This is a genomic window from Patescibacteria group bacterium (assembly GCA_018896215.1).
In the GTDB taxonomy this organism is placed as follows: Bacteria; Patescibacteriota; WWE3; order 0-14-0-20-40-13; family 0-14-0-20-40-13; genus JAHINB01.
In genome coordinates, this window is the sequence record JAHINB010000011.1 from 21,191 (window position 1) to 41,456 (window position 20,266).

Sequence of the window (20,266 nt, forward strand, 5' to 3'; positions counted from 1 at the left end):
ATGCCCGAAGAATACCTATTTAAGGAACTTACTACTCTAAAAAATCGTGTGGAAAAATCCAAAATGCCCAGCGATTTAAAATCCCGAATCTGGGAAATGCTGGAACGGTTAAATCGTATGGCAAAGCTGGGGTCTTACAGCGCAGAGTACGAAATATTAAGCCGTTATGTGGACTGGGCAACTTTAATCCCCTGGCAAGAGACAACGCAAGATAATTTGGATCTAAAAAATGCCAAAAAAACTCTCGATACCAATCACTTTGGTCTTGATTCTGTTAAAGAAAGGGTCTTGGAGTATTTAGCGGTACGAAACCTGCTTACAAAGAAAGGTCTTGTAAAAACGGAGCATTCGCCAATTTTGTGCCTTGTAGGTTTGCAGGGGACTGGAAAAACCACTATGGCGGAGTCCATTGCAACCGCCTTAGGTCGCAAATTTATAAGAATTTCGCTAGGAGCGCTGGGATCAACTTTGGAGCTTAGAGGTCGCTCCAGCACCGACCCCGGCGCCGAACCCGGACAAATTATTAAAGCCTTGGTTCGTACTGGGTCTTTTAACCCTCTAATTTTGCTGGATGAGATGGACAAAGTAAGCGGAGAAAAGGGTTTGAGATCGGACTTTATGGCAGTGCTTTTAGAAATATTAGACCCTGAACAAAATAATAAATTCCGAGATCACTATCTAGACTACCCAACAAATCTTTCGCAAATTCTTTTTGTGGTTAGCGCTAACAACACGGGGTCGTTTTCAGCGGCTTTAATGGATAGATTGGAAATTATTACAATGCCCTCTTACACAGATACCGAAAAGGAACGCATTGCCCGCGATTTTTTACTTCCAAAATCCATTAAACAAGCTGGTTTGGATGAGAATCAAATTAAAATAGATGATATACTTTGGCCTCTGATTATTAAACCTTTAGGTTATGATAGTGGAATAAGAAGTCTTAAAAGGCTCTTGGACGGCATGACCAGAAAGATAGCAAAAATGGTGGTGGAAGAAAAAATTGTCAAGGTCAATATTACCAAAGAGAATTTAAAAACCTATATTTCTGGATTCTATTAGAGTTGAATAAAGAAGAGCTAGATCAGCAAATTTCCAAAGCGGTGATTTCGTGCAAAAAATGCCGTCTTTGCAAAACAAGAAAAAAAGCAGTCCCGGGAGAAGGGTCTTTAATAACCTCCGTAATTTTCGTTGGAGAAGCTCCGGGTCAGAACGAAGATGAGATGGGAAAACCCTTTGTGGGAAGGGCGGGAATTCTTCTAACGGAACTTTTTAAAAAAATTGGATACGAAAGAAGTCAGATCTGGATTGGCAATGTAATAAAATGTCGCCCTCCAGAAAACAGGGCGCCAATGGTAGACGAGTTGCGCAATTGCGCGCCCTATTTAGAAAACCAGATTAAGCTGATTAACCCAAAGGTGATTGTAACTTTGGGGAGATTTGCTCTAGAACATTTTATTAAAGAGGGAAAAATTTCCCGAGACCATGGAATTCCCCAAATCTGGAAGGGTCGGGTGGTTTTTCCTGTTTATCACCCGGCGGCGGCATTGAGAAACCCGCAGGTGGGTATCGTTTTGGAAAAGGATTTTAAAAAAATCCCCCAAGTTATAAATGACGCCGAGGAGATGATAGGAAAAGTTAAGGAAAAAACCACAGATCAAAATAGAGGTCAGATGGGTTTTTTGTGAAAAATATGAACTTAAATAGCTTTACCCAAAATAAAAAGAAAGATGTCAAGCTAATTGTCATTGGCGGTACCGCCGATGTGCAAAAGAACATGTTCGTTTATGAATACGGAAACGACATTGTCATATTTGATTGTGGCATTGGCTTCCCAGGAAGAGACGCCTTCGGAGTAGATTTAATTATCCCCGATTTTTCTTATATTCTCCAAAACATTAACAAGGTTCGTGGCCTTGTGGTAACTCATGGACACGAGGATCATTTTGGGGCAATCCCACACCTGTTAAAAGAGGTTCGGATTCCAATTTATTGTGCCAAAATTGTGGCAGAGCTTTTAAAAAACAAACTTAAGGAGGGGAATTTGCTTATTGGAACAAGCTTAAATATTATCAACCCCGATGGACCTTCTTTTAATCTTGGGGTTTTTAAAATTGACCCTTTTAGGGTAAATCATTCGGTTCCTGAAAGTTTGGGGTTTGCTATAGAAACACCACAGGGGACAATTTTTCATGTTTCCGACTACAAATTTGACTGGACTCCTACAATGGACAAACAGTTCGATATTCCAAAAGCGGTAAAACTAGCACAAAATGGCGTTATTGCTTTGTGTTCCGACTGTTTGGGAGCAACTTCGGAAGGGTTTACCCATTCTGAACGCGAAATTCAAAAAACCTTTGACGAGTATATTGGAAATGCCAAAGAACAAGTTTTTGTAACTACTATGTCCTCCAACATTTCCCGAATTAAAATGGTGGTTGACGCATCAAGCAAGGTTGGTAGAAAAGTTGTCATAGGGGGAAGAAGCATGGACCAAACCGTAGAAATTGCCAGAAGACTGGGATATATTCCTTACCCCAAAGAAACTTTTGTTCCCATTAGAGGTTGTCAGAGCTACGCGCAAGACAAACTTACCTACATAGTTGCAGGATGCTACGGACAGCAGGGCTCGGCACTTAGCAGAATTGCCAAAGACGAGCACAAGCACATTAAACTTAAAAAAGGAGCCACTGTAATCTTTTCGGCCGATCCCATTCCTGGAACTGTGGATTTAGTAAACGAGCTTATTGACAAACTAACGCTCGCTGGAGCAGAGGTAATTTACAGCGCTGTCCAAGAAAACCTGCATGTTTCGGGTCACGGATCGCAGGGAGATCACATACTCTTGGCATCGCTTGTCCGCCCCAAATACTTTATTCCTATTGGGGGGACAATTTCGCTGATGCGCGCTTATTCCAACAACATGGTCAAAATTGGCGCCCCACAGGAAAATGTTTTAGAGCTTTTGGAGGGAGACAGTATTTCGTTTTCTCGCGGTATGGCGTACAAACACCACGAACTGGATACTCACGATGTTTTTATTGGAAGCCAAGTAGATGTTGTAAGTCCTGTTGTCCTAAAAGATCGAAAAACACTTTCTACCGATGGAATTTTTGTAGCTATTCTTAAATTTGATCGCGAAAAAAGGGAGTTTCTAAATTCGGCCGAAATAGTTTCTCGAGGGTTTGTTTATATGAAAGAGTCTAAAGAGCTAATTCGCGGAGCCGAGGAAGCTATTGTAAAGACACTTCAAGGGAACAAAAGAAAAAGCCGTGATTGGGTGGCAGTTAAAGACGAGGTGGAAAAAACCTTATATAAATACTTCCAAAAGACCACCGGTCGCACTCCCCTAATTCTCCCAGTAATCGTGGAGGCTTAATTGGCGTATTTGTGGAGGACAGAAGAAACAAGTGTTTGGTAGGGTAATCCTTCTTCTACCGCTTTCGATTTAAGTTTTAATAAATCTTTCTGCGATAGTCTAATATTAATGTTTCTAGTTTTGTTAAAGGTACTTCTAGCATAGCTTACATAGTTTTTGATAGCGCTAGAAGCATTGGGTACACTTTTTAATTTACCCTCATCAAAACTCTTGGCTATTTTTTGTTCTTCTTTATCCAGTTCGTAATATTTCATAATAAATACTTCTTTGTAGCCTTTCTGCTTGGAATGATGGTTTTTAAAAAAACCTTTTCTTCGTCCTCAACAAAAGGTACAAGATATACATAACTATTAAGCATAACAACCATTACTTGTTGATTCTTTCTAATTGGGTGGGCAACTATATCTAGTAAGTTACCCTCTTCAATAGAAACCAACACATCCTCAAACGAAATATCTCTTTCCAATTTTAATTTTTGATTTTTTTCCTCGTCCCAATCAAAATGCTTCACACTCATAATATATTACATTAAGTATGTAATGTCAATTTCTAATATATTTCAATAAAAATTCTTTACCTCTTTCAAACACCGGAGGGTCAACCCAACTTCGGAAGTTGGGTGTGTACTGGCTACAATTCAAGGAGGCTTTTCGGCGGGTTACAACATTGTTATCTTAAAAGATCTTATAGAAACTACTGACGACCCCATCCGACAAAAGATACAGGAATTACTAACAAAGTATACTTGGCCAGTTATGTTTGGAGCGACTATCTCATCAGACGAGTTTATTAACCAAATAAAATAGATTCTCCTGCTAGCTAACAAAAACCCCTTTAATAGCTAATCAAGACAGTAATTTGTCTAATTTTTTTGGTGTTAAACTACTTTTAGTGGTGATCTTCTTCTGCCATGGCTTGCTCTCTTGTCAATTGCACACGGTCAGCAGGGTGGTTGGGAGGGCTGTAAATTGTATAAAGCTTTAAATCTTCCGTCTCGGATGTGTTAATTAGATTGTGCTCGGTTCCCGCGGGAACCACAACAGCGCTTCCGTCTTTAAGTTCGGTTTCTTCCCCATTCATCACAATTTTCCCTTGACCTTTTTCGATTCTAAAAAACTGGTCAATTGTTTCGTGTATTTCTAGCCCAAGATCCTCTAAAGGCTTTAAACTCATTAAAACCAGCTGCATATGGGATGGTGTATAAAGCACCTGGCGAAAATTAGCATTTTGTAATGTTAGCTCCTCAATATTTCCTGTATACCCTGTCATGCTACCTCCTCCTTTTCTTCTGGAGAATCGCCAATCTCCAAGGGAACTTCCTGATCTTTTTTAAGGGCGTTTCGAATCCCTTTTTCTATATCTTCGGCAACACCTTTATTTTCTTTAAGATAAATTCTTGCCCCTTCTTTTCCTTGCGACATTTTTTGCCCTTTAAAGGAATACCAAGATCCTGATTTTTCCACAACTCCAAGCTCCACCCCAACATCAATTAAATTGCCTTCTTTGGAAATTCCCTCGTTAAACAAAATATCAAATTCGGCAACTCTAAACGGCGGAGCGACTTTGTTTTTTACAACTTTAACTTTAGTTCTATTTCCAATCGCTTTATCTCCTTCCATAATGGATGTTACCCTTCTAATCTCAAGTCTCACAGAAGCATAAAATTTTAAGGCGCGACCCCCCGGAGTAGTCTCGGGATTGCCAAACATAATTCCAATCTTTTCTCTGATTTGGTTGGTAAATACTACAGTGCAATTTGATCTGGATACCGCGGCAGTAATTTTTCGCAAAGCTTGCGACATTAGTCTCGCCTGCAAACCCATGTGGGAATCCCCCATATCCCCTTCTATCTCGGCCCGTGGAGTTAAAGCCGCAACCGAATCTATAGCAATTAAATCCACCGCGCCACTTCTAATTAAAGTTTCGGCAATCTCCAAAGCCTGCTCGCCAGTATCGGGTTGAGAGATTAGAAGGTTATCTAAATTTACTCCGCATTTTGTGGCATAAAGCGGATCCATTGCGTGTTCCGCATCAATAAAGGCCGCTGTTCCTCCCTTTTTTTGCGCTTCGGCAATAATATGTTGTACCAGGGTAGTTTTACCCGAAGACTCCGGTCCGTAGATTTCGACAATTCTACCTCTGGGAATTCCCCCAACCCCAAGCGCCAAATCCAAAGCGATAGATCCTGTAGAGATAACCTCGATATTTCGCAATTTCGCGGATTCCCCTAAACGCATAATGGCTCCTTTACCAAAGTTCTTCTCAATTTGATCTAAAGCATTTTTTAGCGCTAGTACTTTTCCATCTTTTTCTACCATGATATTAATTTATACATTATAGATTAGCAAGTCAAGACCCCCATAGACAAGTTTTTAACAAACGGGAAAAACTTATAGCGTAATCAATACCGGCAAATTTTAATTAAAATGCGTGCTGTAAAAAGGAAATATCCCGTGTGGAAAAACGGAAAAGAGAAATCCTTTGCAGGATACAGGATATCTAAACTTGTTAACATATCAACAAGATCTATGACTACTATTGTATTAATACTACCTTTAAACTAAATCTAAAGAGGATAAGTAGATTAGCTGTAAACTTCCCTTACAAAAACTTCTTGTTTTTTGTCCTAAGTCGCTAGTATGAGAGAACTGTAGAGCTACCCTAAAAATAATCCACAAGTTTTTAACATCTGGTAACTAAGGTTAACAACCTCGCAAAAGAAACGGGCTTTAGTCTTTGACGCATTTTAGGAATACAGAGGGACCGAAATTTATGCAGCTTAAAGGCTCTTGCAGTCGCGATTCCACTTCTGCCAAAGTTTTATCGGCAAAGTATTTTTTTAGTAAGGGGGATCTTAGATTAGATACCGAAAGCTTTTTTTCTATTCTAAACCCAGCATTTCCAAGCGCTTCCTCTACGAATTGAGGATGGAAGTTACAAAAATTAACTTTGGATTTTGTGGCAATACTCACGGGGGAAAGGTCGAAGTGCTTTAGGTTGAATTTAGCAATGTTTCTTACAACAGCCTTAAAGTTTAATTTGTTGGCGTACTCTAAAATAAACACCCCGTCGTTTTCTAGGACGGTGGCTACCTGTTTAAAGGCGTCTGCCAGATTATCTAAATGGTGCACCACACGAATCATAATTACGCAGTCAAATTTACTGCCATTAAGATTTTCTGCAAGATTGTAAACATCCGATTTTACGGTTTTAATGCTCATTCCTTTTGTTTTGGTAAACTTAACAGCCTGCGCCAAGATTTTGGTGGAGGAGTCTGTTAGGGTAATTTTAGAAAATGTTTTACTATAGAGAGGGGCAAGTCTTCCGAAACCGCCGCCCACATCCAAAATGCTGGTTCCTTTTAGAGGGAGGAGTTTTTTTAAGGCGCGTTTTTCGGCCAAATCTTCGTATTCTCTGCCACTCCAATATTTTGTATAATCGTAATTGGGGTCATTGTAATCGGCGGGTTTCATAGACTCTATTAAATCACAAATTGGCAAATGCTGTGTTAGAATAAAAATACCATGTCTAAAAAATTGCTCTGGTTGTTGGTGCCATTACTGCTTGCTCCCGCGATCTATTTTGGCGCAACTAAATTTTTCTTGCCCAAAGACCAACCTACTGTAAATGCCACGGGAACTTTAAAGCTTTGGGGCTTGTGGGAAAACGCTGATATGTCAGCATTTCTTTTTGAACGCTTTAAAAACATTTACCCCAATGTAAAGATTGAATACGAGGAGAGAAATTTAGGAGGTCTCGCGGAATATAAAGATTTGGTTTTTACCCGTCTTTTAGAAGGTACCACTCCCGATGTAATTTTGGTACATGCCTCGTGGATTCCCGAAATGCTATCGTATCTAACACCTGCTCCCGAAAGCGTATTTATGGTCAATTCTTTCAGTCAAGAGGTTTACCCTTCCGTTTCTCGAGTTTGTGTTCTGGGCGGTCTAGTAGTTTGCGCGGCTCCGTCCTTTGATGATTTGGCTTTGGTCTATAACAAGGAGATGTTTTTGGGGTCAGGCTTAATGGAAGCTCCCAAAACTTGGGATGATTTTAGATTCTTTGCTAAAAAGCTTACTGTGCATGACGATTCCGGAAAAATTATTCTTGCTGGGGCGGCAATCGGCGCTACAAAAAATGTAGCTTACGCCTCTGATATCTTGGGGTTGATGCTCTTGCAGAATAATATCAAAATTCCAGAAGGGCTAGATTCCAAAGAAGCGCAAGATGTTTTAGCCTATTACAGCGATTTTGTAAAAGTAGATAAAGTTTGGGATGGCACACAGCAGAATTCTCTAGAGGCTCTAGCGCAGGGGAAGGTTGCTATGGTTTTTGCCCCATCCCGCGCCCTTCTTGGAGTGTTAAATTCCGTCTCCAATGTAGACCTTGCTGTGGCACCAGTTCCGCAAATTCCCAATCCCGATGGAAAAACGCTAACCAATAAGAACTGGGCGAGTTTTTGGGTTTTTGTGGTTCCGCTTTCGAGCCAAAATAGCAAGGTAGCTTGGGATTTTATCAAGTATGTAACCTCCAAAGAGGAGCTGTTACAGCAATACGAGGCGCAGTCGTTATACCGGGTGTTTGGCCAGATCCTTCCTCTCAAGGAGCTTTCCGAAACCATAGGGAAAAATGAGTATCTTGCGCCATATATTTTGGGAGCGGAAAATGCGGAAGTGTCCTTGCTTAGCGCTGGTAGCGGAAACGATCCTTATGTTACTGCCATAAACTCCGCAATTGACGAAGTCTTATTGGGAAAGACTGCGCAAGATGCTTTAACCTCCGCTAAAACTACTCTGACCACTCTTCTGACAACAAAGAGGAAAAAGCGGTAAAATACTCTCATGAAAATCCTTGGTATAGAAACAAGCTGCGATGAAACTTCAGTCTCTGTGGTCCAAGATGGCGCCAAAGTGTTAACTTTGGTAACTGCCACTTCCTTGGAAATGCACAAAAAGACCCGAGGCATTACTCCCGAAAATGCGGCAAGAAAACAAGTGGAGTATATGATACCTGTTTTGCAGGAGGCTTTGTCGAATCAAGATGTAGATGCCGTTGCAGTTACTGAAAATCCCGGATTGATCGGGTCTTTGGTTGTGGGGGTAGAAACAGCAAAGGCTCTTAGTTTTGCTTTAGACAAACCGCTACATTTAATAAGTCACTTAATGGGGCATATCTATTCTTTGTGGTTGGACAAAAATAGAAAGGAGCAACCAAAATTTCCCTTTGTGGTTCTGCTTGTTAGCGGTGGGCACACTGAATTGTATTTAGTAAAATCGCATCAACAAATCAACTTTCTTGGGGGAACCCGCGACGACGCGGTTGGGGAATGCTTTGACAAAGTGGCAAGATCGTTAGAGCTTGGGTATCCCGGAGGACCGGCGATTGACGCCGAGGCGTCTAAAATTTTCAACTCTCAATTCTCAATTTATTTCGCTCTGCGAAACACCCGGAAGGTGTGCAATAAAAACACCTTCAAACTGCCCAAACCGATGATAACTTCCAAGGATTGTGAGTTTTCGTTTTCAGGTTTAAAGACAGCGGTTCATCGCATCACCCTTTCAAAAAAATTAAACAATGACGAGGTAACGCAACTGGCTTTTGAGTTTAGAGAAACTGCAGTTGAGATTTTAATTTCTAAACTACTTTTTGCCTCAAAGATGAACCAGACAAAAAACATTGCTGTGGTTGGTGGGGTTGCGGCAAACGCGTTGCTCCGCCAGCGGTTGGAGGAGTTACGAAGTACTTATACAGTTTTTCTTCCCCACTTAAAGTACACTGGCGACAATGGAGCAATGATTGCAAGTAACGCCTACTTTAATAATTACTCTAAGTAGGCTTCACCCTTCGCTCGCCTTTGGCGAGCTACGGGTATATACCCATCTAAGCTATTCTGACAACCCTTCGGGATTGCAAACTAGCGTAAGATGGGTATACAATCCTTACATGTCTTTAGAAAAAACATATCATCCAGAACTTTGTGAGGAATCCCTATACAAAATGTGGGAAGAAGGGGGGTATTTTACGCCCAAAATTGACAAGACCAAAAAACCTTACTCTATTCTTCTTCCTTTACCAAATGCTAGCGACCCTATGCATATGGGAAATATGCTCTTTACCATTCAAGATGTTTTAGCGCGGTGGCATCGTATGATGGGAGACCCCACTTTGTGGCTACCCGGCGGAGACCACGCAGGTATCGAAACACAATATGTTTATGAAAAACATTTAGTTAAACAAGGTACAAGCCGTTTAAATTATGATCGCTACACATTGTACAAAATGATTGCGGATTTTGTAGAGAAAAATAAAGGTGTAAACAAAAATCAAATGCGAAGAATGGGGTTTTCATTAGATTGGACAAGATACAAATACAGCTTGGACACAGAGATTGTTAAAAAGGTTCTTGAGACTTTCTCTAAACTTCATAAAGATGGTCTAGTCTACAGAGGAGAACGACTTGTTAATTACTGCGCCAAATGCGGAACGGCGCTTTCGGACTTAGAAGTTAATCATATAGCGGAAACCGCTACACTTTATTTCCTTGATTATGAGACAATCCAAATCGCCACCACCCGCCCCGAAACTATTTTTGCAGATTCGGCCGTTGCCGTTAATCCAAGGGATAAAAGATACAAAAATCTTGTGGGAAAAGATGCAATTATTCCTTTAATAAACAAAAAAATACCAATCATATCCGATGAAGCGGTAGAAAAGGACTTTGGCACCGGGGCGTTAAAGATTACCCCCGCGCACGATGCGTTGGATAATGAGATCGGCCAAAAACACAAACTTAATTCCATTAAATGTATTGATATTCGCGGAAAGATGATGAATGTCCCCGCAAAATATCTTGGAATGAATGTGCCGACTGCCCGTGAGGCGGTTTTGGAAGATTTAAAAAAGGAAGGAAAGTTGATAAAAGAAATTCCCTTGGAACATACAATAAATACCTGCTATAAATGTAATAAAATCATTGAGCCCACACTTATTCCGCAATGGTATGTAAGAACAAAACCCCTAGCTATACCTGCAATTAAAGCTATTAAGGAAGGCAAAACAAAAATCGTTCCTAAAAAAAGGTTTGAGAAAATGTATTTTGATTGGCTAGAAAATATCCACGATTGGAACATCTCGCGGCAAATCGTTTGGGGACCAAGGATTCCCGCGTGGTTTTGTTTAGACTGCAACCCAGATATTGAAATAAATTTTATAGATAAAAGAGGACAGAAAGTTTTCGGAGAATATAAAAAGTTAAGGAAAAAATATGAATTTTCGGAAATTGAAAAAGGATTGCAATCATTATCCGCGCCGGTAGACGCAAAATATTCTCTGGACAAAGATATTTGCCATAAATGTAGCGGGAAAAATGTTTTGCAGGAAACCGATACTTTTGATACTTGGTTTTTGTCGGGTCAATGGCCCTTAACAACTTTAGGGTTTCCGGAAAGCGAGGATTTTAAATATTTTTATCCCACCTCGGTATTGGATACTATGTGGGATATTTTATTTTTCTGGGTTGCTCGGATGATGATGTTATGCATTTACAATACGGGGCAGGTTCCTTTCAAAACAATTCATTTGCACGCAAGGGTTGTGGACAAGCATGGTGTAAAGATGAGCAAGAGCAAAGGAAATACTATCGATCCTATGGAAATGGTAAATAAATATGGTGCTGATGCGGTAAGGATGGCTTTGATTTTTGGCGTTGCCCCCGCAAGCGATGTTGTTGTAAGTGAGGATAAAATTAGAGCTATGAGAAATTTTGCTAATAAAATCTGGAATATTGGGCGCTTTTTGGAGTACTCGTTCGAGCAGTACGGTAAAGAAGTATCGTTCTATTCTGTGGAGATGAAAAACAAGTTAACGCCCTCCGATCTTAAACTGCTTAGGCAACTTAAGTTACTTGTGGCTGGAGTTACCAAGTCGTTGGATACTTATCAGTTCTCTAGGGCGGGAGAGAGCTTGTACGAATTCGTTTGGCACACACTGGCGGATGTTTATGTGGAAGAAGTCAAAACCAGAGAGGACAAAGAAGTTACTTTAATGGTCTTGCGTCATGTCTATTTAACTTGTCTAAAGCTACTGCACCCTTTTATGCCGTTTGTGACCGAGGAACTTTGGAGCAAAATTCCAAGAAAATCTAACGATCCTTTGATAATTTCCAGCTGGCCGAAATAGGGATTATCCCTTATCTGGAATTAGTTTTACTTTTCTTTGGATTTTTTGTCTGACTTTTCTGGTTTCGCGCCCTCTTTTTTCTCTTCTTCTCGTTTGGCTTTTTCTTCTTCGGTTAACTCTTTGGTTGCTTCCACCTGCGAAACTAACTCTTCTTCGCTTACCGGTGTTTCTTCTTCTTGCTCCGGCTGTTGGGCGTAATCCACCTTAACAATCAATTCTTCTGGTTCTGCTTTAACTTCTACTTTACCGCGGTCAAGCTTTAAGTCTTTAACGGCAACGGCATCGTCTATCTTTAGTAAACCTGATATGTCTACTTCAATATGTTGTGGTAAATCGGCTGGCAAACATGCTACTTCCAGCTCGTCCATAAGAGTAAGAAGGATACCCTCTTTGGCATGAACAGCAGGGGATTCTCCAACAAATACCAATGGAATATTGGCGGTAATCTTTTCGGTAAGATTGACTTTATAAAAAGAAACCGCAACAACAGCTTTTGTAACTGGGTGTCGTTGTACTTGAGAAATTAGAACTTTAAAAGGTTTTGCTTCCTTCACTTTAAGATCAACAAGACTGGTTTCTCCTGCTGTTTTATAGAGGCTGGAAAATTCTTTCTCGTTTATAGCAAGGGAGAGATTTTTGAAATCTTTTCCAAAGACACTCGCAGGGATAAGACCTTCTCTTCTTAGAAATCTTACTTTTTTTCCGAAAATTGTTCTTTCTTGTGCAATAATTTCCATAAATTATACTTTCCAAGTAATTCCCACGCTTTTACAACACTAGCTTGAGAAATTGGAAACCCTTCTAAACTAGAAGGCGCATCTCGTGCCGAAAAATCTGGGCTGGGCACATTGCTACCTTCTTGAGATTTTTGTCTTTTGGGGTTCAGTGTTTTGTGCATGCCCTAAGATTTTAAGCTAGAGAGGAGCCTCTGTCAAAGAGTTGTTTTGAGACAGCCCCAAAAGAAAAGCCTTTATAGCATTAGCACTTGGAAAATACCCTACAGTTGCCATTTTAGCAAGCACTAAAGAAACTAAGTTTGGCGCGGTATTTTCTACAATATTTGTTGTTCCATATCTTTCGTTTGCCGAGTTGTTGTCAAAATTTATTAAAGGCGATTTTTTAAAAGCCTCTTCATTATTGGTGTAAATTTCTCCAAGATTGGTTAATTTTTGCGCGCCAAGAATTATAAATAAATCGTAAGCCGGTCCTGTAAAATCGTAACCAATTTTAGAAAGATCAAAATCTTTTTCTATTGGGGTGACGGTAAGTTTAAAAACTCCGTCTTCGGCTTTATAACTTACCTTTTCTATAGGAGTGTTGTTGTAGTCTAGGCTTACTGTAAGGGAGTATTCGCCAAAAGATTTTTGAATCTTGGCGTATTGGTTAAATTCTTTAACAATTTCCTCGTTGCCACAGTATAAAACGCTAACCTCTTTGCCTCGGTCGGTAAGCAAGCTGGCTAATCCAGAAGCTGCGGCAATTGTGTCGGTACTCAATTTTTCTGGCACGCAAAGAGCCACTTTTTGGGATTCAGTGATTAAATTTAGAAGCTGTTTTTTATCATCATTTATTTCCATAAGTTAGCTATCTGTACGATAGGCGGGTTATTGTAGCAAATAGAAAGGGGAGCTGTCAATGAGTCTGTCCTATAGTAGGGGGTTCTCCTCTAAATACCTTAATAGCATTAATGCCGCGGCTTGACTGTGGATGCTATTGGAAGCTCCCTTACCTAAGGAGTATTCTTGGGCATCGTAGGTAGTATACCTTTCGTTAACCAGTTTGATTGGTATATTTAGGCGATTTGTTAAAAAGCGAACAAACTTTTTTACCTCTAGGCTTGTTGTGGTTTCTTGGTTTTCTTTATTTAAAGGGTTCCCAAATAGGATTGTGTCCACTTTATATTGTTTGGCGGTGATAATTATTTTGGCAGAGGCCCCTTCCCAACTAGAAACGCTTATTGAGGACAAAGGAATTACCGCTGGATTTTTGTTGTCATCCAGCGTGCCGTAAGCAAGGCCAATGGTCTTTGTTCCGTAATCGCACGCAAGAAGCCTCATATTTATTTATGCCCAACCGTTAACTCTATCCTATTGGTTACATGCGGCATAGTTCTAGCAAAATTAGGTAGTGGTGGCCAAATTTCTATTTGATAAGAGGCAATTCCCGGTAAATTATCAAGGTAATCTTTTACCGCTGGTATGGGTTGTCCTGTTATCGCGTCCCGTGTTTTTTCGGTATCAAGTTTTGGAATAATGAAGCTTTTTACCTTTACTTGCAGGTTCATTTTTTGAGTGCCTGCCGAGGCGCTGTAGTTTAAAAAGATACCATCGCTAATCTCCAATTGATTATCAGTTTCGTAAAGCGAGAATTTGTCGGGAATAGCTCCTTTTAAAATTGGAGCCACAATTTCTGTAAGATGGGACTTGGAGTAAACAGTCACGGTTGCTTTTACTGTTTGGTCCAAAACCAAAAGGTCGCTCTGCTCCCCAACTTTTTTGTCAAAGGTTTGTTCAATCGTAGCAATGGCAACCGCTCCGTCGGGAATTACTTGATCGCCCACAAGCTTTTCGCGCAGGGCATCTGTGGCGCTACTCTTTATAGAGTTGTCCATTTGAGAAATTACCAAGTCGACATCTTCTTTAGAAACAGCTTTTGCCTCGTGGCTTTCACCTTTATCTATCCTCTCCTTGTCGTTTTGGACAAGGACGTTTTCTTTACTTTCTTCGTCAATTAAAAATATGCTGCCTTTGTCCTTGTTGTACTTTTCTCCAACTTCTTCGGCTTCTATGTCGGCTTCTTTTATCCCAAAAGTTTCGGTAATAACGGTGCCGGTTCCATCGGCTTTGGGAGTTTCGCTAACGGTCTTTTTGGGAACTTCCAGATCTTCGATAAGGGTGTATTTTATATTTTCGTCGCTTTCTAAAACCAAAATTGTTCCAGCGTCAAATGACTTGTCACCTGCAGTTTTGTTGGTTATGGTAACGGTGCCGCGAGCCTTTTCGCCAACTAAAATCTTTCCCGTTGTTTCTAGGGTTTTTCTTTCTGATTTGACAACCGAGAGCTCTACGCCCGGAATGACTTTATTGGTAATATCCACACCGTTGGATGCGGGATCCACTGTAACTTCGATATTTTTTACCAATACTTCGGAATTAAGCATAATGTTTACAGTTGCCTTGGGAACAAACCACCACAAAGCAAAAAGCGCCCCCAGACCTAAAGAAATAAAAACCAAGGGTATTAGAATTCTTAAGGAAAACTTAAGAGACCTTTCTTCTACACCCAAATCGTCTTTTACGGGTGCTGTGCCTTGCTCTGCTGGCGAGTGGGGCGTTTCATTTGTGGGAATGGTATTTGATCCCAAGATTACGGTTTTGCGAAATTTTTTGGCAAATTCTACTAAAAACATTTGGTTGGTCTTATTGGTTAGCGCTACATTTGTTCCTACAAGAGACACTGTTTCTTCGCGACAGTTGCGGATTTTTTCGGCTAGGGCAAAAAGCGAATCTTCGGGATTAATTGGTATTTCCATAAAGTGCTCCTTCCTTCCATAACTCCAGGCCGGCAAGACCTAAGGACAGAGTTCCGGTTTCGCCCTTTAAACTTGGCTCCTCTGTGGCATTGGGAGTAAGATACCACAAGTCGGAGAGCTCGAGCTTAGTAATCACAGGCGCGCTTTTAAAAGCAATATTTTTCGACCAATCTTGAGTTGTTAAAAGATTTTGATATTCCGCAATATTGCTCCCTCCGCCGAGCAGATAGATATTTTCAGGAAAAATTTTTACTCCTTCAAATTGCAAAAATAGGGATTCTAAACCAGTTATCCAAACATCTATTGAATTATGCAAAGCGCCTTTAACTTTGTTGTAAGATTCGGGATCCAGTTTTTGATCTTTGTACATCTCCAGTATCTTCCCCGATTCTGCTGGAGAGATTCCCAAGACTTCACAAATTTTTTCTCTACCATCTTCGGTGCCTAAATTTACGGCAAGATTAGCATAAATTCCTCCGCCAAACACTACTGCCACATTGGTTACTTTGGCTCCAATATCAACAATGGTACCGTTAAAGTCAAGATTTTTTAAAGTTAGAGACTTAGTTATGGTGTACAAAGAGGAGGTAACAGCAGAAAGGTGGCATCCTAAAATTTGAGCCAGGCGTTTGGCTTTTTTTATTTCCTCTTCGGGAGCAAAAGCGCAAAACAAGGAGGCTTCTATTTTTTCTCCTTGATATTTTAGCGGGTTTAAAACTTTGGAGCCGTCAATAGTTGTGGCAACAAAGGAAGTGTTTAAAAGGTCAATTTTGGCTTCGGCATTTTTGTAAAGTTCTCCGTACCTTTTTGCCGATTCAATGTAAGCGGACTTGGTAATTTTTGCGGTAATTTCGGCTATCTCGGATTCTTTTATTGGAGATTGTGGCTTTGCTCGGGTAATTTTTGCCGTGGTAGTGCACAAAATAGCTTTTTCCGAGGGAATAGCGTACACCAAATCGGCAATGCGTTCGCCCAGCGCGCTTCGGGCTTTGTTGACAGCGCCAATTGTGGCTTCTTCTAATGCCTTTAATCCGTCTCCGACTCTTATTTCTTTGCCAAAACCCTCAACCTTAATTTTGTTGCTAGCGTCTATACTAAAGCAGGCCGACTTAACAACTCTTGATCCAGTGTCCAAAACCAAAAATCGTTTCTCTTGCGAGTCTTCTTTTTTAAGAAGGGCTAATTGTAAAAGTTTGGGCAGTTTAATCATTGTGTCTATGATAACACAGCCTTAATTCTCCTAACACCAGATCCTGCCGACTCCTCTTTGATAATTTCAAACTTTCCCAGCTCCCTGGTGTTTTTAACATGGGGCCCCCCACAAACCTCGCAAGAAAAACCATGGATAGTATAAATTTTAACCTGCTCGCCGTATTTTTCGGCAAAAAAGGCCACTGCTCCCATTTGGCGAGCTTCGTCTAAAGTTTTGGTAATCACGGTTACAGGAAGTTCATCCGCTATGGCTTGGTTGACTAACTTTTCTACTTCGGCAATTTCGTCTGCGGTAAGCTTTCTTGTAAAAGAAAAATCAAAACGCAATCTTTCGGGTGTGATATTAGAGCCTTTTTGACCCACAGTATCCCCTAAAACTTTTCTTAAAGCGCCGTGCAAAAGATGAGTTGCCGTATGATAAGCGGTTTCTTTTTGCGAATCACCGGCAAGCCCCCCTTCAAACATACCTTGAGATGCGGTTTGCGAGCTAATTTTGTGGGCATGATAGAGCTTTAGATATTCATTAAGATTGGCTCTAAGGTTATTTTCTTTGGCCAGCTCTTGCGTTAATTCTGCGGGAAATCCATAACTTTGATAAAGATCAAAAATGTCTCGACCTGATAGGATTTGGTCTTTTTGTACTCTGGGAAGTATTTTCGCAAAATATTTAGTTCCAGCTTTTAGCGCGACAGTAAACTTTTTTTGCTCGATTTCTAAAAGGTTTTGAATTAAAGCGGTGTTTTCCAATTGGGGGTATTCGGCTTTATACTGATGGCACCACAAATTAACCAGAGGATTAATAACCTTTCCTTCTACCCCCAAAAGCATTTCCTGTCTCATGGCTCGTCTGATAACTCTTTTCACGATGTAGCCTTGCGCCACATTTGTAGGGATAATTTCTTCCGCAAGAAAAAAGGCAATCGAGCGGGTATGGTCTAAAAGAATTCTTAAGGGTTTTAGGTTCTTTTCTTGAGCATATTCTTTTTGGGTAAGTTTCTCTAAAAGTTCTCGCGCCGGAGTCCAGTGTTCGGCTAGGTAGTTGTCGTCTTTTCCCTCTAACATGGTGCTGGTGCGGTCCACCCCAATGCCTACATCAACATTTTTTTGTTTTAAGGGAATAAGCTTGCCTTCTTTGGTTTGGTTAAATTCCATAAAAACATTGTTCCAGACTTCAAAATATTTGCCACATTTGCAGGAAGGTGAGCAATTTGGCGAGCAGGCCGGTTTTCCGGTGTCAACAAAAACCTCGCTGTCGGGACCACAGGGACCAGAGTTTCCGGCTAGCCACCAGTTTTCGGTTTCGTCAAAAGCATAAATTTGCTTTTCGGCAATTCCCATTTTAAGCCAAGCTTGTTTTGAGACCTCATCAAAAGGAGCGTTTTTATTGCCCGCAAAAATTGTAACCGCAAGTTTTTGGGGATCAAGGTTAATTTCTTTGGTTAAAAAGTTGTAGCAAATCTCAATCGCGGTTTCTTTAAAATAGTCGCCTAGTGACCAGTGACCCAGCATTTCAAAAAAAGTGTGGTAAAAGGGGTTGCCGACCGAATCAATATCCTCGGTGCGGACGCATTTTTGAATGTTGCAAAGTCGCTTTCCCGCGGGATGGGGCTCTCCGAGTAAATAAGGAACTAAAGGAAACATTCCCGAGTTAACAAAAAGCAACGAGGGGTTGTTTTCGGGAACTAATGGGTAGGATGGAATTTGCACATGCCCCAGGCTTTTAAGGTATGAAATATATTTTTCTTTAAGTTGCCTGGCGACAGTTTTTTGCATGGCTAGAGTATACAATCCCCAACCCATTTTTGGAATATTTAGTTTTTAAATCAAGAAGCCTCCTTTAAATCCCACAAAAAGCATTGACACCCGACTAAGAATTTTGCCCAAGCGTAAAAATAGAAAAGGCGTCAAAGAAAGATATCGAAAAATACGGTCTGCAAATAATTTCATTGGAATAGCTCTTCCACTTCCGAAGTGGAAGAGTTTGGGGTTGTTAATGCAACAAATTCCCGCCCAAAAAATATCCTCCAAACAACTTAACTCTTTCATTGGGGACTGCCCCCAATACAATAAAACATTAATACTTCATAGGGGTCAGTCCCCTTTTCTAAAAATATATTTAAACATCTTTAAACAGTACCGTTGTTTAGACAATGGTACTAATAGTGAGATGCTGGTCTAACGCTCTAATTTAGGGAGTCTCCCTTTTAGGGTGACACCCTAAAAGGGTGTCACCCTTAAACACCCTTAAACAAACCGTGGACTAGACTACGGTACTAAATGGGGGTTAGGTTGGTTTGAGGCTTAAAATAAGGGTTAAGAGGAGAAAGAAGCAGATGTTAAAAGAGATTAAGGATACCAACGAAATAAATAAAATGGGGTGGGAGCCAAAATGCAAATTGCCCTGCCATTTTTTCCCCAACTTTGATAGTGTAATAAGGGCGACCAGTTGACCTGTCGGTAAGCCTCCAAAAAGAGCCAACATTCCAGATTGTACTGCAAAAATCGCGAGACCATAGCCGTCTGATGGGGGAAATATCCACTTCATTATGAAAAAATAGGCAAATGCGAAAGAGAAAGCTCCAATTATAGAAAAAGCAAAAAAGAGTACCCAACCCACAGAAAAAAGTTTCGCACTATAATCAAAATCTCTAAAGGTTCGCTCGGCTTGGCGTGTGAATCTTAGTTTTTGGCGTTTTTCATCGGCAATTCCCATAAATGCATCATTGGGGACTGACCCCAATACAAAAAATCCAAAAACTTCATAGGGGTCAGTCCCCCCCTTGTTCCTAAACTCCTTGTAGAATTTCTAAAACTTTCTGACTTACCTCTGGTTGCTCAATAAACACCTTATGGATAAACCTATCCGCAGTCAAAACATTTGGTTGTGATATTTCTACATCAGCATAAGTATCTTTTATTTTTATCTTTGCTTCAACAGTTAGTTGGTCGCCAAATGGTATTTGCTTATTTGGTGTGATTCCAGGGATATTTTTTCCACTGTCTGCTTCAACCAAACCATCTCCAACACTTAATTTACCACCGAGGCTAACTCCAAATAAATCCATTTTTTGGGTAACATTAATATCTCCATAGAGTGTATAGTAGTTTAAATCTGTAGCGTATCTACTTTCTACCCTTTTCATAAAAGAAGAATTTGCTCGTATCTGCTCCATAGCTGTGCTGTTGACAGCAATTGGTTGATTGTTATCGTTTGTTGCGTAAAGAACAGCATCACCAACAATCGAAATAATAGAATTTGGGATATCTCCGAGACTTTTTTTAATCTCTAAATAAGAACTTCCCTTGTTAGGAGAGGCGATGATGATAGCGTTGGCAATGTGGTGGGGGCGATCATCCTCCTCCGTCTCCATACTCCTCACCATCTGCGCTAAATATTCTCGAATAATCTGACCTCCTAGAGAGAATCCAACAATGTCCACTTGCCCATCTCCTCCAGCATCTAAACTTTCTTTTGCTAACCTCGCCACATCTTCCTGCAAACCTTTTGCTATTTGTCTTATGTCTCCTTGGTAGTTGTAGTTGCCATTATTGTCATAACCGTAATGGTAAGCATAAGCCCAACTATCGGGAAATTCGGGATCGTCTTGGCGGTATTCCTCCAAAATTAAATCTCGCATTCCAGCTTTGTTACCCTCTAACCAGTCAGTATCTTTACCTCCTAGTCCGTGAACAAAAATAATCGGGTGGTGTTTAGGAGTACTGTCGCAATAGTAATCGCGGATACAACCCGCCTCTTGGTAATCTGTAGCGAGATTTAATACTGTGCCATCTCTGGTTGTAAAATAGAGGCTGGTTTGATCCTCTGATAATGTCAAAGATGATCCCACACTTCCACTATTGCCATAGGGTATTAAATCAAAAGCAAACAACACTTCATCCAGACTGTTATTGAGTTTGTATAACTTATCAAGTTGGATATAAACACTACCTTGATTGTCCACAAC

20 protein-coding genes are annotated in these 20,266 nt (G+C 40.5%); 6 read left to right on the plus strand and 14 right to left on the minus strand.

The window, feature by feature from the left end; translation table 11 throughout:
• Genes KKF75_02370 through KKF75_02380 form a run of 3 tightly spaced genes read left to right on the plus strand, consistent with a single transcriptional unit; the run spans position 1 to position 3,379 of the window.
• Positions 1 to 1,062 (plus strand): AAA family ATPase, encoded by a 1,062-nt coding sequence (locus KKF75_02370; GenBank protein ID MBU4381038.1) that lies wholly within the window; start codon positions 1 to 3, stop codon positions 1,060 to 1,062.
• The gene (locus KKF75_02375) at positions 1,053 to 1,688 is read left to right on the plus strand and encodes a uracil-DNA glycosylase (GenBank protein MBU4381039.1); all 636 of its coding nucleotides are present in this window, start codon (positions 1,053 to 1,055) and stop codon (positions 1,686 to 1,688) included. Before KKF75_02370 ends, KKF75_02375 begins: the two co-directional genes overlap by 10 nt.
• Positions 1,689 to 1,693: 5 nt before the next feature.
• The gene (locus KKF75_02380) at positions 1,694 to 3,379 is read left to right on the plus strand and encodes a ribonuclease J (GenBank protein ID MBU4381040.1); all 1,686 of its coding nucleotides are present in this window, start codon (positions 1,694 to 1,696) and stop codon (positions 3,377 to 3,379) included.
• Here KKF75_02380 and KKF75_02385 read toward each other — a convergent pair.
• The 5 genes from KKF75_02385 to KKF75_02405 form a co-directional block, all read right to left on the minus strand.
• Positions 3,376 to 3,633 (minus strand): hypothetical protein, encoded by a 258-nt coding sequence (locus KKF75_02385; protein ID MBU4381041.1) that lies wholly within the window; start codon positions 3,631 to 3,633, stop codon positions 3,376 to 3,378. The genes KKF75_02380 and KKF75_02385 overlap by 4 nt on opposite strands.
• The gene (locus KKF75_02390) at positions 3,630 to 3,890 is read right to left on the minus strand and encodes a BrnT family toxin (GenBank protein MBU4381042.1); all 261 of its coding nucleotides are present in this window, start codon (positions 3,888 to 3,890) and stop codon (positions 3,630 to 3,632) included. Before KKF75_02390 ends, KKF75_02385 begins: the two co-directional genes overlap by 4 nt.
• Before the next feature lie 377 nt (positions 3,891 to 4,267).
• Positions 4,268 to 4,648 (minus strand): cupin domain-containing protein, encoded by a 381-nt coding sequence (locus tag KKF75_02395; protein MBU4381043.1) that lies wholly within the window; start codon positions 4,646 to 4,648, stop codon positions 4,268 to 4,270.
• Entirely contained in the window at positions 4,645 to 5,697 is a 1,053-nt protein-coding gene (gene recA / locus KKF75_02400) for a recombinase RecA (protein MBU4381044.1), read from the minus strand. The genes KKF75_02395 and recA overlap by 4 nt, the downstream gene beginning before the upstream one ends.
• A 411-nt stretch (positions 5,698 to 6,108) precedes the next feature.
• Positions 6,109 to 6,852, minus strand: coding sequence for a class I SAM-dependent methyltransferase (locus KKF75_02405; GenBank protein MBU4381045.1), 744 nt, complete (start codon positions 6,850 to 6,852; stop codon positions 6,109 to 6,111).
• 51 nt (positions 6,853 to 6,903) lie between these two features.
• Here KKF75_02405 and KKF75_02410 point away from each other — a divergent pair, with 51 nt between their 5' ends.
• The 3 genes from KKF75_02410 to KKF75_02420 all read left to right on the plus strand — a co-directional run bounded on the left by KKF75_02410 (position 6,904) and on the right by KKF75_02420 (position 11,557).
• Entirely contained in the window at positions 6,904 to 8,211 is a 1,308-nt protein-coding gene (locus KKF75_02410; GenBank protein MBU4381046.1) for an extracellular solute-binding protein, read from the plus strand.
• A 9-nt stretch (positions 8,212 to 8,220) separates the two neighbouring features.
• On the plus strand, positions 8,221 to 9,213 hold the full coding sequence (gene tsaD / locus KKF75_02415; protein MBU4381047.1) for a tRNA (adenosine(37)-N6)-threonylcarbamoyltransferase complex transferase subunit TsaD: 993 nt from the start codon (positions 8,221 to 8,223) through the stop codon (positions 9,211 to 9,213).
• 109 nt (positions 9,214 to 9,322) lie between these two features.
• The gene (locus KKF75_02420) at positions 9,323 to 11,557 is read left to right on the plus strand and encodes a valine--tRNA ligase (protein MBU4381048.1); all 2,235 of its coding nucleotides are present in this window, start codon (positions 9,323 to 9,325) and stop codon (positions 11,555 to 11,557) included.
• 26 nt (positions 11,558 to 11,583) lie between these two features.
• On the opposite strand, the gene KKF75_02425 is transcribed toward KKF75_02420, so the two are convergent.
• The 9 genes from KKF75_02425 to KKF75_02465 form a co-directional block, all read right to left on the minus strand.
• A complete protein-coding gene (locus KKF75_02425; protein MBU4381049.1) occupies positions 11,584 to 12,294 on the minus strand; it encodes a 50S ribosomal protein L25 in 711 nt (236 codons plus the stop codon).
• On the minus strand, positions 12,249 to 12,455 hold the full coding sequence (locus tag KKF75_02430; GenBank protein ID MBU4381050.1) for a hypothetical protein: 207 nt from the start codon (positions 12,453 to 12,455) through the stop codon (positions 12,249 to 12,251). The genes KKF75_02425 and KKF75_02430 overlap by 46 nt, the downstream gene beginning before the upstream one ends.
• Positions 12,456 to 12,471: 16 nt before the next feature.
• A complete protein-coding gene (locus KKF75_02435) occupies positions 12,472 to 13,134 on the minus strand; it encodes a hypothetical protein (GenBank protein ID MBU4381051.1) in 663 nt (220 codons plus the stop codon).
• Between the two features lie 69 nt (positions 13,135 to 13,203).
• The gene (ruvX, locus tag KKF75_02440) at positions 13,204 to 13,614 is read right to left on the minus strand and encodes a Holliday junction resolvase RuvX (protein MBU4381052.1); all 411 of its coding nucleotides are present in this window, start codon (positions 13,612 to 13,614) and stop codon (positions 13,204 to 13,206) included.
• Positions 13,615 to 13,616: 2 nt separating this feature from the next.
• Positions 13,617 to 15,089 (minus strand): hypothetical protein, encoded by a 1,473-nt coding sequence (locus KKF75_02445; GenBank protein MBU4381053.1) that lies wholly within the window; start codon positions 15,087 to 15,089, stop codon positions 13,617 to 13,619.
• Positions 15,073 to 16,299 carry a hypothetical protein gene (locus KKF75_02450; protein MBU4381054.1) on the minus strand — a complete coding sequence of 409 codons (1,227 nt, stop codon included), beginning with the start codon at positions 16,297 to 16,299 and terminating at the stop codon, positions 15,073 to 15,075. Before KKF75_02450 ends, KKF75_02445 begins: the two co-directional genes overlap by 17 nt.
• Positions 16,300 to 16,304: 5 nt before the next feature.
• Positions 16,305 to 18,074, minus strand: coding sequence for an alanine--tRNA ligase (locus tag KKF75_02455; GenBank protein MBU4381055.1), 1,770 nt, complete (start codon positions 18,072 to 18,074; stop codon positions 16,305 to 16,307).
• Positions 18,075 to 18,585: 511 nt separating this feature from the next.
• Complete coding sequence (locus KKF75_02460; protein MBU4381056.1) at positions 18,586 to 19,014, minus strand: hypothetical protein; 429 nt, start codon at positions 19,012 to 19,014, stop codon at positions 18,586 to 18,588.
• A gap of 73 nt (positions 19,015 to 19,087) precedes the next feature.
• The coding region (locus tag KKF75_02465; GenBank protein ID MBU4381057.1) for an alpha/beta hydrolase at positions 19,088 to 20,266 on the minus strand (1,179 nt) is incomplete at its 5' end.